14 protein-coding genes and 1 other RNA gene are annotated in these 12,837 nt (G+C 52.9%); 8 read left to right on the top strand and 7 right to left on the bottom strand.

Annotated features, from left to right (window positions below; translation table 11 throughout):
* Positions 1-2: 2 nt before the first annotated feature.
* The gene (locus tag JHD74_RS10775) at positions 3-782 is read right to left on the bottom strand and encodes a tRNA1(Val) (adenine(37)-N6)-methyltransferase (RefSeq protein WP_199062699.1); all 780 of its coding nucleotides are present in this window, start codon (positions 780-782) and stop codon (positions 3-5) included.
* An 87-nt stretch (positions 783-869) separates the two neighbouring features.
* Between JHD74_RS10775 and srmB the strand changes: the two genes are divergently transcribed.
* The gene (gene srmB, locus JHD74_RS10770) at positions 870-2,186 is read left to right on the top strand and encodes an ATP-dependent RNA helicase SrmB (protein WP_024485802.1); all 1,317 of its coding nucleotides are present in this window, start codon (positions 870-872) and stop codon (positions 2,184-2,186) included.
* A gap of 50 nt (positions 2,187-2,236) precedes the next feature.
* Here srmB and JHD74_RS10765 read toward each other — a convergent pair whose 3' ends face one another.
* The 3 genes from JHD74_RS10765 to grcA all read right to left on the bottom strand — a co-directional run bounded on the left by JHD74_RS10765 (position 2,237) and on the right by grcA (position 4,507).
* On the bottom strand, positions 2,237-2,992 hold the full coding sequence (locus JHD74_RS10765; protein ID WP_199062698.1) for an ankyrin repeat domain-containing protein: 756 nt from the start codon (positions 2,990-2,992) through the stop codon (positions 2,237-2,239).
* On the bottom strand, positions 2,985-3,947 hold the full coding sequence (locus JHD74_RS10760) for a DUF2974 domain-containing protein (protein WP_199062697.1): 963 nt from the start codon (positions 3,945-3,947) through the stop codon (positions 2,985-2,987). The genes JHD74_RS10765 and JHD74_RS10760 overlap by 8 nt, the downstream gene beginning before the upstream one ends.
* A 176-nt stretch (positions 3,948-4,123) precedes the next feature.
* A complete protein-coding gene (gene grcA, locus JHD74_RS10755) occupies positions 4,124-4,507 on the bottom strand; it encodes an autonomous glycyl radical cofactor GrcA (RefSeq protein ID WP_021178913.1) in 384 nt (127 codons plus the stop codon).
* Between the two features lie 348 nt (positions 4,508-4,855).
* Here grcA and ung point away from each other — a divergent pair, with 348 nt between their 5' ends.
* Positions 4,856-5,539 (top strand): uracil-DNA glycosylase, encoded by a 684-nt coding sequence (gene ung, locus JHD74_RS10750; protein ID WP_021178914.1) that lies wholly within the window; start codon positions 4,856-4,858, stop codon positions 5,537-5,539.
* 55 nt (positions 5,540-5,594) lie between these two features.
* On the opposite strand, the gene grpE is transcribed toward ung, so the two are convergent.
* A complete protein-coding gene (grpE, locus tag JHD74_RS10745) occupies positions 5,595-6,170 on the bottom strand; it encodes a nucleotide exchange factor GrpE (RefSeq protein ID WP_021178915.1) in 576 nt (191 codons plus the stop codon).
* A gap of 124 nt (positions 6,171-6,294) precedes the next feature.
* On the opposite strand from grpE, the gene nadK reads away from it, so the two are divergent.
* The 3 genes from nadK (at position 6,295) to bamE (ending at position 9,363) form a co-directional block, all read left to right on the top strand.
* Positions 6,295-7,173 carry an NAD(+) kinase gene (gene nadK, locus JHD74_RS10740; protein WP_024485805.1) on the top strand — a complete coding sequence of 293 codons (879 nt, stop codon included), beginning with the start codon at positions 6,295-6,297 and terminating at the stop codon, positions 7,171-7,173.
* An 86-nt stretch (positions 7,174-7,259) separates the two neighbouring features.
* Positions 7,260-8,921, top strand: coding sequence for a DNA repair protein RecN (gene recN, locus JHD74_RS10735; protein WP_024485806.1), 1,662 nt, complete (start codon positions 7,260-7,262; stop codon positions 8,919-8,921).
* A 103-nt stretch (positions 8,922-9,024) separates the two neighbouring features.
* A complete protein-coding gene (gene bamE, locus JHD74_RS10730; protein ID WP_021178918.1) occupies positions 9,025-9,363 on the top strand; it encodes an outer membrane protein assembly factor BamE in 339 nt (112 codons plus the stop codon).
* 113 nt (positions 9,364-9,476) lie between these two features.
* On the opposite strand, the gene JHD74_RS10725 is transcribed toward bamE, so the two are convergent.
* Positions 9,477-9,761 (bottom strand): RnfH family protein, encoded by a 285-nt coding sequence (locus tag JHD74_RS10725; RefSeq protein WP_074029510.1) that lies wholly within the window; start codon positions 9,759-9,761, stop codon positions 9,477-9,479.
* The gene (locus JHD74_RS10720) at positions 9,754-10,188 is read right to left on the bottom strand and encodes a type II toxin-antitoxin system RatA family toxin (protein ID WP_021178920.1); all 435 of its coding nucleotides are present in this window, start codon (positions 10,186-10,188) and stop codon (positions 9,754-9,756) included. Before JHD74_RS10720 ends, JHD74_RS10725 begins: the two co-directional genes overlap by 8 nt.
* Positions 10,189-10,349: 161 nt before the next feature.
* On the opposite strand from JHD74_RS10720, the gene smpB reads away from it, so the two are divergent.
* The 3 genes from smpB (at position 10,350) to JHD74_RS10705 (ending at position 12,632) form a co-directional block, all read left to right on the top strand.
* A complete protein-coding gene (smpB, locus tag JHD74_RS10715; RefSeq protein WP_021178921.1) occupies positions 10,350-10,832 on the top strand; it encodes an SsrA-binding protein SmpB in 483 nt (160 codons plus the stop codon).
* Between the two features lie 48 nt (positions 10,833-10,880).
* Positions 10,881-11,244: a transfer-messenger RNA gene (gene ssrA, locus JHD74_RS10710) on the top strand.
* Positions 11,245-11,438: 194 nt separating this feature from the next.
* On the top strand, positions 11,439-12,632 hold the full coding sequence (locus tag JHD74_RS10705) for an integrase domain-containing protein (protein ID WP_199062696.1): 1,194 nt from the start codon (positions 11,439-11,441) through the stop codon (positions 12,630-12,632).
* Positions 12,633-12,837 lie beyond the last annotated feature (205 nt).

Genomic DNA, 12,837 nt, shown 5'->3' with positions numbered 1-12,837 from the left:
CTTCAGTAGTTCAGATAGAAATCGGTAATCAACTGGCGGAAATCGGTGGTGTAGCTGCCATCCGCCAGTTTTATTGCCAGCTCGGCCTCTTTTTTCGCCACCGGTTTGCGCGCTAATGCCAGCATCAAACGGTGCTTTGGCGTGTCGGCCCGGTCGCTGATGTTCAGCCGCCGTACGGTGTGCCAGCCACGTTGGTGGGCATTCACTTCAAAAGCTTCGCCAATCTCATAAGGCAGCACCACGCAGAACTGCCCCTCCGCCGTTATCAGCCTTTCGGCGCTATCCAGCAAGGCGTCATGAGTCAGGGTTTCGGTATAGCGGGCGTTGGTGCGAGCCAGATCGCGACAGGCGACAGAAGGCTCAAAATACGGTGGATTGCTGACGATCAAATCGTAACAATGAGCATGCTGCTGGGCAAAATGATGGATATCCTGGCTGTGCACCTGGATCTTCTGCGGCCAAGGCGACTCCAACACGTTATCACGTGCCTGCAAGGCGGCGGCGTTATCCAGCTCAACCGCATCGATGGTGACCTCGCCAGCCGTGCGCTGCGCCAACATCAGGGCGATCAGCCCACTGCCGCAGCCAATATCCAGCACTCGTTGCACGTTTTCCACGGCAGCCCAGGCGCCGAGCATAACCGCATCGGTACCCACCTTCATCGCGCAACGATCATGGGCGACAAAGAACTGCTTAAAGGTAAAACCGCCGCGGCGCGGGGTCGATTTAGTTTTAATTTGATTACTCACAATAGCCACCAGCAGACAAAACTGGCGTAGCATAAGGCAAACTGATCTAGGGTAAAAGTTAAAAAGGGTGAACCCTGCGGCCATCCCGTCTATAATCGGCGCCCCAAGTAGAGGTAGATAATGACAGCAACCAATTTTTCCGAACTCGAACTCGATGAGCGCCTGATCCTCGCTTTGCGTGATAAAGGCTACGATCGCCCCACCGCTATCCAGGCCGAGGCGATCCCGCCAGCCATGGACGGGCGCGACGTATTAGGTTCGGCGCCGACCGGCACGGGCAAAACCGCCGCATTCTTGCTGCCGGTTCTGCAGCATCTGCTGGATTTCCCACGTAAGAAGTCTGGCCCACCGCGCGTACTGATCCTCACCCCGACGCGTGAGCTGGCAATGCAGGTGGCCGATCAGGCTCGTGAATTGGCTGCGCATACCTCGCTGGATATCGCCACCATCACCGGCGGCGTGGCGTATATGAACCACGCCGAAGTCTTTAGTGAAAACCAGGACGTGGTGGTTGCTACCACCGGCCGCCTGCTGCAATACATCAAAGAAGAAAACTTTGACTGCCGTGCGGTAGAAACGCTGATCCTGGACGAAGCCGACCGCATGCTCGATATGGGCTTTGCGCAAGATATCGAGACCATCTCGGCGGAAACCCGCTGGCGTACCCAGACGTTGCTGTTCTCCGCAACGTTGGAAGGCGAAGCTATCCGCGAGTTTGCCGAGCGCATCCTGAAGGAGCCGGTTGAGGTTGAAGCCGATCCTTCCCGCCGCGAACGTAAAAAGATCCTGCAATGGTATTACCGCGCCGATGACGTGAAGCATAAAACCGCCCTGCTGGTGCATCTGTTGCAACAGCCGGACGTGCAGAAGTCAGTGATCTTTGTACGTAAGCGTGAGCGCGTGCATGAGCTGGCCGCCTGGCTACGTGAAGCGGGCATCAATACCTGCTATCTCGAAGGGGAAATGGTGCAGGCCAAGCGTAACGAAGCGGTAAAACGCATGATGGATGGCCGCGTCAACGTGCTGGTCGCCACCGACGTTGCAGCGCGCGGGCTGGATATCCTGGATATCACCCACGTGTTCAACTTCGATATGCCGCGCACTGCCGATACCTATCTGCACCGCATTGGCCGTACTGGCCGTGCCGGGCGTAAAGGCACCGCCATTTCGCTGGTAGAGGCGCACGACCATCTGCTGCTGGGCAAAGTGGGGCGTTACCTCAATGAGCCACTGAAAGCCCGTGTGATCGACGAACTGCGTCCGTCCACCAAGGTTCCTAGCGAGAAGAGCAACGGTAAACCTTCGAAGAAGGTGCTGGCCAAGCGCATCGAAGACAAGCTGAAGAACAAAGAGAAGGCCAAGGTGAAGGTACGCCATCGCGACGCGAAAAACGTCGGTAAGCGCCGCCAGCCAAAAGCCAAACCAGACGCACAATAATCTCTCTGCCATCAAAAAACCGCCATCACTTTGAAGGCGGTTTTTTATTTTCAAGGCTGAGTATAGTGCCCTGCCAATTTCTGACTTTTGAGCCAGCTCTCCAATTGACGGTACTGCTCACGCAACTCGCTATTCTGTAAATGCACTGGCGTCTGGGCAAAGTAATACTGGAACGTTCTCCCTTGCTGATTTAGTGCCTTGGCATCAGCCCCCGTTTGTAACAGCAGCAGCGCCAACTGTGGTGCGCTGATTTTTGCGGCCAGGTGCAAGGGCGTATCCCCTACTCTGTCACTCAATGTACTGTCGGCCCCGGCATTCAACAGTATACGTACCTGCTCCTCACGCCCCGCCAGCACAGCGGCGGCTAATGGCGTAGCCCCAGTGACCATATTACGTATATTAACCTGGGGAGCCTGTTGCAATAGCAAGCGTAAATATTGCGCATCCTTAACCATCGCCGCCGTATGCAATGCCCCGTTGCCCTCCATACCAGGTTGCCCAATATCTGCCCCCGCCTGTATCAATGCCTGCACACTGCCTGGCCTCTGCTGCAGAATCGCCCACTGCAACAGTGTGATCTGCAAATCTCCCCACACATGAAGCCGTTCAGCTGTTGCTTGCTGGCTAATTTGCCAAACATCATCTTCAGCCACCGCCTGTGATAAAGACAGGCTATCGGTACCCGCAAATGGCGAATTTTGCTGTTCCATATAGTGCTCCTTGGCTACCATCAATAACCCAGCGATCCCAAACAGGGGCAAAACGAGAGCCGCTATCCAGCAGCCTCTGCACCACCTTTTAGGCATTCGCCTTGATCTCCCACGGCTTCTGTTCCGCCATTGAGCTGATTACCTTATCGATGCCATGTGCCGTCATGCTGCGATCGAAATATTTGCTTGGCCGCCAAGCATCAGTGCCGCTCAGAGTTTCATTGTTGGCAATGGTGATTTTATGCCCGATAGCATCTGGAAGCAGAGAGGTCGACTCCTGTGTCCCCGTCAACATATCGTATTGTTCACTGTAACGACGGATCCCGCCAGATTCTGCATCTTGCTTTGCCGCAGCGGGATTAATACCGAAACGGTTCAGAGTATGATCGGAAACCCCAGCGGCGTTGAATGTTACCGCTAGAGAACCGGTTGCCAACGCCGCCGTTGCCGCCAATCCTCCCCCCAACGAATGGCCGGTGATCACTAACGCTTCACCAAACGCAGCTTTGGCATTCTTGGCAATCGCCACGGCATGATTGTACTGCACATCGTCGTACCCCGTAGCCTGGCGCACATTGCTCAGCCAATCGCGCATATCATTAGTACCAGCGAAAGCCAGCACATAGTGCTGCTTATTCGAATAAATACCCGCCTGTAAGCCCGAGGCTGTATCCAATAGACTTGCGGGGTCAATGCCAACACTCAGCAAATCGTTATCACTCATGCGCGAAAAACCCTCTGCACCATGCCCCGTTAGGTTGTAGACATCCTTGGCCAATAACGCCAAAGAGTAATCGCCCTGCTGAGACTCTTGCCCACGAGACACCTCCCGCCTAGCAGCCAAAGGGACCGCAGCAGAGAGATCGTGAGTCAGTGAATTCAACAGGTTTTGTGCATTACGACTATTTTCAGAGGGGAGCGACACAGCAGTTTTTGTCACCTGTGGCTCGTCGGTTTGGACTGGTTTTATTGCGTTTTGAGCCGGGAGTGCCGCAGCAGATACAGCGGATATGGGCGCCATCGTCGAAATGAAACTCAAAGGCAAACTCATAGAGACTCCTTATCAATAGACAGCCCCAAATGGAACTGATTTAGCTATCGGCGAGTCATACGAGTTCTGTAATGGGAATGATTATTTTTTGCAGGTAATGTGATCAAAATCTATTTTCTGGGGTGAAGACAATAGAAAAGGGAGCCGAAGCTCCCTTTTGTCTACCTAGCCGAAAATTACAGGCTTTCGGTAAAGGTACGTGCGATAACGTCACGTTGCTGTTCTGGCGTCAGTGAGTTGAAACGCACCGCATAACCAGAAACACGAATGGTCAGCTGCGGGTATTTTTCTGGGTTCTTAACCGCATCTTCCAGCGTTTCACGGCGCAGCACGTTCACGTTCAGGTGCTGACCACCTTCTACGCGCACGGTAGGTTGCATTTCCATCGGCACTTCGCGGTACTCGATCTGGCCCAGTTCGCTAACAGGCACGATCTGATCTTCCGCATAATCCGCTTTGGCACATACACAGCGCGCTTCTGATTTCTCTTCATCCAGCAGCCAGAAAGAGTTCACCAGTGCTTGATTGTTCGCTTTAGTGATTTGAATACCAGTAATCATTTTGTTGCCTCCGTAATAGGGAGAAAAATTTCTACGTCGCCGAAAACTCGGTTGTGGTTTCCGGCCATTTGGTAAAACCAATGTTGTCTTGTTGTTCTGTATACCAGTCAAACCGGGTCAATTCTTTGACTAAAATCAATTTTTACGGGGTACTGAAATGAGCGACGGAGGCAAATTTATGTTTTATATCAATTTTACCTTTTTGCTCATTAAAATTATTTTTGTAAATTTTCAAAAATATTTGTATATCTCGCTCGCCATACCTATTGAAAAAGCGGGTTTCGCCGAGCGGAGGTTAACGGTAAGCTATGCACCATGAATTGCTAACAAAAACAAAGGAGAGTGCTTATGTCTACCTCCCTCACCTGGCACGACGTCATCGGCAAAGAGAAAGAGCAGCCCTACTTTCTGGATACACTCGCCTTTGTAGCTAATGAACGCCAGGCTGGTAAGACCATTTATCCACCGCAGAAAGACGTGTTCAACGCTTTCCGCTTTACCGAGTTGGCAGACGTCAAAGTGGTGATCCTGGGGCAAGATCCCTATCACGGCCCGAACCAGGCCCATGGCCTGTCGTTTTCCGTGCGCCCAGGCATCCCTGCGCCGCCTTCACTGGTCAATATGTACAAAGAACTGGTGACGGATATCCCCGGCTTTGAACGCCCGACACACGGCTGCCTGCAAAGCTGGGCCGAGCAAGGCGTACTGCTGCTCAATACCGTATTAACCGTTGAAGGTGGCCGGGCGCATTCTCACGCCAATCTGGGCTGGGAAACCTTTACCGACAAGGTCATTGCCGCGTTAAACGAAAATCGCGAGGGGGTCGTGTTCCTGCTGTGGGGGTCACACGCACAAAAGAAAGGGAGCTTTATCGATCGCCAGCGCCATCATGTGTTAAAAGCGCCGCATCCCTCCCCGCTTTCTGCCCATCGCGGTTTCCTGGGTTGCCACCACTTTTCGCAAACCAATCAGTTACTGGAACAACAAGGCCTGGCACCGATTGACTGGGTACCGCACCTGCCGCAGGAATGATCCACCAGGCACAAAAAAGGCACCACGCGGGTGCCTTTATCCTCAGCAGGTCTTATTAGGACTTGGCTTTGGATACCGCTACCATCGCAGGGCGCAGCAGGCGGCCATTCAGCGTGTAGCCTTTCTGCATCACCATCATCACATGGTTCGGCTGATGGTCGGCTGATTCCATCAGGCTCATCGCCTGGTGAACGTCCGGGTTGAATGGCACGTTGAGTTCACCTACCACTTCGATGCCGTACTTGCGTACAGCGTCCAGCAGTGACTTCAGCGTCAGTTCAATCCCTTCGATCATCGCGACCAGTTCAGGGTTGTTCTTGTCCGCCAGCTCCAGTGCACGCTCCAGGTTGTCGATCACAGGCAGCAAATCACCGGAGAATTTTTCCAGCGCGAATTTGTGAGCCTTCTCGACATCCAGCTCGCTACGGCGACGAACGTTTTCCATTTCGGCCTTGGCACGCAGCACACTATCACGCTCGCGTTGCTGAGCTTCAGCCAGTTGGGCTTCCAACTCGGCAATGCGATCATCGCGCAGATCGGCGCCTGCCGCCATGGCTTCCTCGTGCTGTGCTTGCTGTTCCATTTCTTCCGAGGCTTGCTCGTTTGGCGTCTTCTGTTCTTTACTACTCATGAATATCTCCGCGTTTTAGCATTAATCTCGCAACTTGGCTTATTATGGGGATCAAAACCGGGGTTTCAAGTCAACCGGTCACAATGTGGGGCATAAACCGTCCCTGGTGAGGAAAATGGCAGCGATGAAGAAAAAATTTGCATGTATTGGCATTGTTGGGCACCCGCGTCACCCTTCCGCATTGGCTACTCATGAAATGCTGTTCGAATGGTTGGTTGCCCGTGGCTACAAGGTGATCCTTGAACGCCAAATTGCCCACGATTTGGGCATGAAAGACGTAGATACCGGCAGCCTGGCGGAGATTGGTCAACGGGCCGATCTGGCCGTCGTGGTGGGTGGTGACGGTAACATGCTGGGCGCAGCGCGCGTATTGGCGCGTTATGACATCAAGGTGATCGGGGTCAACCGTGGCAATCTCGGCTTCCTGACCGATCTCGACCCAGACAACGCACTCCAGCAGTTGGCGGACGTGCTGGAAGGGGAATATATCGACGAGAAGCGCTTCCTGTTGGAAACCATCGTCCATAAAGAGCACCAGCAATGCCGCGTCAGCACCGCAATTAACGAAGTGGTGTTACACCCTGGCAAGGTGGCGCATATGATCGAGTTCGAAGTCTATATTGACGATCGCTTTGCCTTCTCGCAGCGTTCCGATGGCCTGATCATCGCCACGCCAACCGGTTCTACCGCCTACTCGCTTTCCGCAGGCGGGCCAATATTGACTCCATCGCTGGAAGCCATCGCATTGGTGCCGATGTTCCCGCACACGCTTTCCGCCCGGCCGCTGGTGATCAACGGCGACAGCACCATTCGCCTGAAGTTTTCCCATATCGGCAGCGATCTGGAAATCAGCTGCGACAGCCAGATCGCCCTGCCCATTCAGGAAGGCGAAGAGGTACTGATCCGCCGCAGCGACTTCCACTTAAACCTGATCCACCCCAAGGACTACAGCTATTTCAATACGTTGAGCACCAAATTGGGCTGGTCAAAAAAATTATTCTAAAAATGGCGCCAACCGCTTTACTGTATATAAAACCAGTTTATACTGTATGAAATCACAGTTATGTGTTTATACACAGGAAGGTCCCTATGTTGGCGCAATTAACCATCAGCAATTTTGCTATCGTTCGTGAGTTGGAGATCGACTTTCAAGCGGGTATGACGGCAATCACCGGTGAGACCGGTGCCGGTAAGTCGATTGCTATTGATGCGTTGGGCCTGTGCCTCGGCAATCGCGCAGACGGCAACGTGGTACGTCTGGGGGCCTCCCGTGCCGATATCTGTGCCCGCTTCTCACTGGCAGATACCCCATCCGCCCGCGAATGGCTGGAACAAAACCAGCTGGATGACAGCAACGAGTGCCTGCTGCGCCGCGTGATCGGGACAGATGGCCGCTCCCGTGGCTTTATCAACGGCACCGCCGTTCCCCTTTCCCAATTGCGGGAACTTGGCCAGCGCCTGATCCAGATCCACGGCCAGCACGCTCACCAGTTGCTGCTAAAACCCGAACATCAAAAACAGTTGCTGGATGCCTATGCTGGCGAACCGGCCTTGCAGGCCGCCATGCACCAGGCTTACCACCAATGGCATCAAAGCTGCCGCGAACTGGCACACCATCAGCAGCAATCTCTCGAGCGCGATGCCCGCAAGCAACTGCTGCAATACCAGTTGAAAGAGCTGAACGAATTCGCCCCACAGGCCGGTGAGTTTGAGCAGATCGACAGCGAATACAAGCGTCTGGCCAACAGCGGCCAGTTGCTGACCCTCAGCCAGCAGGCCCTGCAACTGCTGGCCGATGACGAACAACACAACATGCTCAGCCAGCTCTATACCACCAAGCACCTGCTGCTGGATCTGATCGGCATGGATGAGAAGTTAAGCGGCCTGCTGGATATGCTGGAAGAAGCCTCGATCCAAATCAGCGAAGCCAGCGATGAACTGCGCCATTACGCAGACCGCATGGATCTCGATCCCAACCGCCTGCATGAGCTGGAGCAGCGCCTGTCGCGCCAAATCAGCCTGGCACGTAAGCACCATGTTTCACCGGAAGAATTACCCGGCCTGCATCAACAACTGCTGGATGAGCAACAGCTGCTTTCCCAACAGGCTAGCGATCAGCAACACCTGAGCGAAGCAGTCAACCTGCATCATCAACAGGCGCTGGCGCTGGCTGAGCAGTTGCACCAGAAGCGGCAGCACTATGCAGCCGAGTTAACCACCCTGATCACCGAGAGCATGAATGCACTCTCGATGCCGCACGGCAAATTCAATATCGACGTCCGCTTTGAACCGGAATACCTGAGCAGTGAGGGGGCCAGCCGCGTTGAGTTCTGCGTCTCCACCAACCCGGGGCAACCGCTGCAACCATTGGCAAAAGTGGCCTCCGGCGGTGAGCTTTCCCGCATCGCATTAGCCATCCAGGTCATTACCGCCCGTAAAATGGAAACTCCGGCGCTGATCTTCGATGAGGTGGACGTAGGCATCAGTGGCCCAACGGCCGCCATTGTTGGCCGCTTGCTGCGCCAGTTGGGTGAATCAACCCAGGTTATGTGCGTCACCCACCTGCCGCAGGTCGCCGGTTGCGGTCATCAGCATTTATTTGTCAGCAAGCAAACCGACGGCACGGTAACCGAAACCCAGATGTCCCCCTTGGACAAACGCGCCCGTCTGCAAGAGTTGGCGCGCCTGCTTGGCGGCAGTGAAGTCACTAAAAATACGCTGGCAAACGCAAAAGAATTGCTGGCCGCATAACTTTTTTACTTTCCTGAGGTCATAATGAGGCCCTGTAAAGGTTCCCAACTGCTGCAAGGTCTATTATCATCGGCATCCTATGCCCTAAAGGAATGTGATTATTATGCGCTGTAAAATGCTGACAGCTGCCGCTGTGGTTCTTGTGATGCTGACCGCAGGCTGTTCTACTTTTGAGAAGGTGGTTTACCGGCCTGATATCAACCAGGGTAACTACCTGACACCAACCGACGTGGCAAAAATCCACAAGGGAATGACGCAACAACAGGTTGCTTACACATTGGGCACGCCAATGATGCAGGATCCGTTTGGTACCCAGACGTGGTTCTACGTGTTCCGCCAAGAGCCAGGCCATGAGAAGATCACGCAGCAAACGCTGACGTTGACGTTCGACAGCGCAGGTGTGTTGACGGATCTGCAGAATAAACCGGCACTGACTGAGTAAGCCGAGCCGGAGCTGTCATCCGGCCCATGGGGGAAGAGTGAGATCCTTCATGACAGTCGCAGGCTGCAACTCGGAAGACAACGTTCTGATGAAGATAAGGCGCATTGAGCGCCTTATTTTTTTGCCTTTTCTGCCCGCTGACGGCGCAGTTCTTTCGGATCGGCAATCAATGGCCGGTAAATCTCTACCCTGTCGCCATCATTGAGCACATCGTTCAGCTTAGCCGGTCGGCTGTAAATACCCACCTTGTTGCTGGCCAAATCGATATCGTTCCGTAGCTCTAACAGCCCAGAAGCCAGGATGGCCTGCTCAACGCTGCTGCCTGCTACCAACTTAACCTGGCGCACATATTGGCGTTCTGGCAACGCATAGACCACCTCAACGCGTATCTCAGACACTGTAGACCTCTTTGGCGCGCTGAGTGAACGCTTGCACCATGCTACCGGCCAGTTCTTTAAACACTTTACCGAAGGCCAGCTCGATCAGTTTGTTGGTGAACTCAAAATCCAGGTGCAGCTCTACCTTGCACGCCTCGGGGCTTAACGCAGTGAACTGCCAGCCGCCCATCAGCTTGCGGAACGGGCCATCGACCAGCTGCATATTGATGCTTTGGTTATCCAGCAGCGTATTGCGAGTGGTAAAGGTTTTGCTGATGCCGGCTTTTGCCACCTCTACCGCGGCGGTCATTTCATTAGGGGAAGCGGCAATCACCCGGCTGCCGGTGCATCCTGGCAGAAAATCGGGGTAAGAATGAACATCGTTAACCAACTGATACATCTGCTCAGCGCTAAACGGCACTAAGGCAGAACGACTGATCTGGGGCATATCATTTCCTGAGAGGCAAAAAACGTACAGATAATACCATTTATCTGGCGCCAAACAAAAAATCTGCTACGCGCGGCACGGATCCAAAATGCGAGAAATTGCGCAGGTGCTGAGTGGGAAAGGATTTCTTTCGCTGCGTCATCCAGTATAATGAGCGCACTATGACAAAGAAAAAAGCATACAAACCCGGTTCCGCAACCATTGCACAAAACAAACGAGCACGTTTCGAATACTCCATTGAAGAGGAGATCGAGGCGGGTTTGGCCCTGCAAGGTTGGGAAGTAAAATCACTGCGTGCTGGCAAAGCTAACATCAGCGACAGTTATGTGATGTTCCGCGACGGTGAAGCCTATCTGTTTGGCGCCACCATTTCGCCGCTGAACGTTGCTTCAACTCATGTGGTATGCGATCCAACACGTTCCCGTAAACTCCTGCTGAAAAAACGTGAGCTAGACTCACTGATCGGCCGCGTTACCCGCGATGGTTATACCGTCGTCGCCCTCTCCATGTATTGGAAAAATGCCTGGAGCAAGGTGAAGATCGGCGTAGCCAAAGGTAAGAAAGAACACGATAAGCGCGATGACATCAAAGATCGTGAGTGGCAGACGGCGAAAGCCCGTATCATGAAGCATGCCAATCGTTAAGCCGCTGGCTTAACAGGGTAATCTTCTGTTATACTGCACAAAGTACTTGGGGCTGATTCTGGATTCGACGGGATTTGCGAAGCCCTAGGAGCATGCCGAGGGGCGGTTTGCCTCGTAAAAAGCCGCAAAAAAATAGTCGCAAACGACGAAAACTACGCACTAGCAGCTTAATACCCTGCTTAGAGCCCTCTCTCCCTAGCTTCCGCTCTTAAGACGGGGATAAAGAGAGGTCAAACCCAAAAGAGATCGCATGGAAGTCCTGCCTGGGGCTAAAGTGCTAAATCTAATCAGGCTAGTTTGTTAGTGGCGTGTCCATCCGCAGCTGACCGGCGAATGTAAAGATTGGACTAAGCATGTAGTGCCGACGGTGTAGTAATTTCGGACGGGGGTTCAAATCCCCCCAGCTCCACCAAATAATGATCCGGGTATTACCAGATAAGTCCGGAGAAGTACGGAAAGCCCGCATCCCACCTAGGTTTGCGGGCTTTTTTGTGTCTGTAGTAGTCCGAGAGTATCCGCCTGAATCCAGAGATAATTGGTACACGTTTAGGTACACGCTATAATGTGTACCAATAATCGTGTACCAATTATGGAAGAAAGCTAGCTATGGCGCGCCTAACACGCCCCCTGTCCCACAATGAAATCCTCAAAGCCAAGCCTCAAGACAAAGACTACACGCTGCACGATGGCGACGGTCTGTTCCTCCTGGTCAAGACCAGCGGCAAAAAGCTGTGGCGGTTACGCTACCAACGCCCAGGTACTGACAAGCGAACCAACGTAAGCCTAGGTGCCTACCCTGCCCTCTCGTTAGCCGATGCCCGACAGATCCGTGATGAAAAGCTTTCGCTGCTAGTTCGCGGTATCGACCCGCAAGCCAAAGATGCCGAAGAAACCGAACAGAAGCAGATTGCACAGGAAAGCATTTTCCTTAACGTTGCCAAGCAGTGGTTTGCATTGAAGCAAGCCCACGTGAGCGCGGATCACGCAAAAGATATCTGGCGCTCCATCGAGAAAGATGTCTTACCTTCCCTGGAGAATGTCCCTGTTCAGGAAATTAAGGCCCGCTTGCTGATCCAGGTGCTGGAGCCTATCAAAGCGCGTGGAGCTTTGGAGACAGTTCGCCGTCTGGTGCAGCGAATCAACGAGATCATGATTTACGCCGTCAACACCGGCTTGATTGAGGCTAACCCTGCCTCAGGCATTGGTAATGCATTCGAGCGCCCTAAAAAGCAGCATATGCCGACTATACGCCCCGAAGAACTGCCTAAGCTGATGCGCACTATCTCGATGAGTAATCTATCGATACCAACTCGCTGTTTGCTGGAATGGCAATTGCTTACACTGATACGTCCTGCGGAAGCCTCAGCAACCGCTTGGGCCGAGATCGATATAGAGAAAAGGGAATGGTGCATACCGGCAGAACGTATGAAAGCAAAACGCGATCATATTGTTCCACTTTCAGACCAGGCATTAGAGATACTCGAAATCATGCACCCTATCAGCGGTAGGCGTGAGCATGTATTCCCTAGCCGCAACGATCCACGCAAGCCGATGAACAGCCAGACAGCAAATGCGGCCTTAAAGCGTATAGGTTATGGCGGTAAGCTTGTCGCACATGGGTTACGCTCTATCGCTAGCACGGCTATGAATGAGGCGGAGTTTAATGCTGATGTGATTGAGTCAGCGCTAGCGCACTGTGATAAGAATGAGGTTCGCCGGGCCTATAATCGCACTACGTATCTAGAGCAACGGCGTGAACTGATGCAATGGTGGGGAATTGAAGTTTATACCAAGAAATAAAACTACTATCTCTACTAATTAAAGTTGGTTAACTATATGATTTTAAAAAATAAAATTAATTTTCATCATACTGCAAGATCTTTACTCATGCATCTGTTATCTTTTGGCTACGAAGCGAAACACAAATTTTCTCAATATCCAAGGGAAAGATAACGACAATGGCAAAAATACCATTCACCGATAGAGCTGTCTCTTATACACATCT

The sequence above is a fragment of the Serratia sp. ASV30 genome (assembly GCF_016428815.1).
Lineage (GTDB): Bacteria > Pseudomonadota > Gammaproteobacteria > Enterobacterales > Enterobacteriaceae > Chania > Chania fonticola_C.
Note: the sequence above shows the minus strand (reverse complement) of the source record. Positions and strands in the feature narration are given on the sequence as shown.

Bases quoted from the DNA above. Each gene is read 5' to 3' on its own strand.
- bamE (WP_021178918.1), top strand. From the start codon at position 9,025: ATGCGCTGTAAAATGCTGACAGCTGCCGCTGTGGTTCTTGTGATGCTG.
- JHD74_RS10765 (WP_199062698.1), bottom strand. From the start codon at position 2,992: ATGCCTAAAAGGTGGTGCAGAGGCTGCTGGATAGCGGCTCTCGTTTTG.
- JHD74_RS10720 (WP_021178920.1), bottom strand. From the start codon at position 10,188: ATGCCCCAGATCAGTCGTTCTGCCTTAGTGCCGTTTAGCGCTGAGCAG.
- nadK (WP_024485805.1), top strand. From the start codon at position 6,295: ATGAAGAAAAAATTTGCATGTATTGGCATTGTTGGGCACCCGCGTCAC.
- smpB (WP_021178921.1), top strand. From the start codon at position 10,350: ATGACAAAGAAAAAAGCATACAAACCCGGTTCCGCAACCATTGCACAA.
- grcA (WP_021178913.1), bottom strand. From the start codon at position 4,507: ATGATTACTGGTATTCAAATCACTAAAGCGAACAATCAAGCACTGGTG.
- JHD74_RS10775 (WP_199062699.1), bottom strand. From the start codon at position 782: ATGCTACGCCAGTTTTGTCTGCTGGTGGCTATTGTGAGTAATCAAATT.
- srmB (WP_024485802.1), top strand. From the start codon at position 870: ATGACAGCAACCAATTTTTCCGAACTCGAACTCGATGAGCGCCTGATC.
- grpE (WP_021178915.1), bottom strand. From the start codon at position 6,170: ATGAGTAGTAAAGAACAGAAGACGCCAAACGAGCAAGCCTCGGAAGAA.
- JHD74_RS10705 (WP_199062696.1), top strand. From the start codon at position 11,439: ATGGCGCGCCTAACACGCCCCCTGTCCCACAATGAAATCCTCAAAGCC.
- JHD74_RS10760 (WP_199062697.1), bottom strand. From the start codon at position 3,947: ATGAGTTTGCCTTTGAGTTTCATTTCGACGATGGCGCCCATATCCGCT.
- recN (WP_024485806.1), top strand. From the start codon at position 7,260: ATGTTGGCGCAATTAACCATCAGCAATTTTGCTATCGTTCGTGAGTTG.
- ung (WP_021178914.1), top strand. From the start codon at position 4,856: ATGTCTACCTCCCTCACCTGGCACGACGTCATCGGCAAAGAGAAAGAG.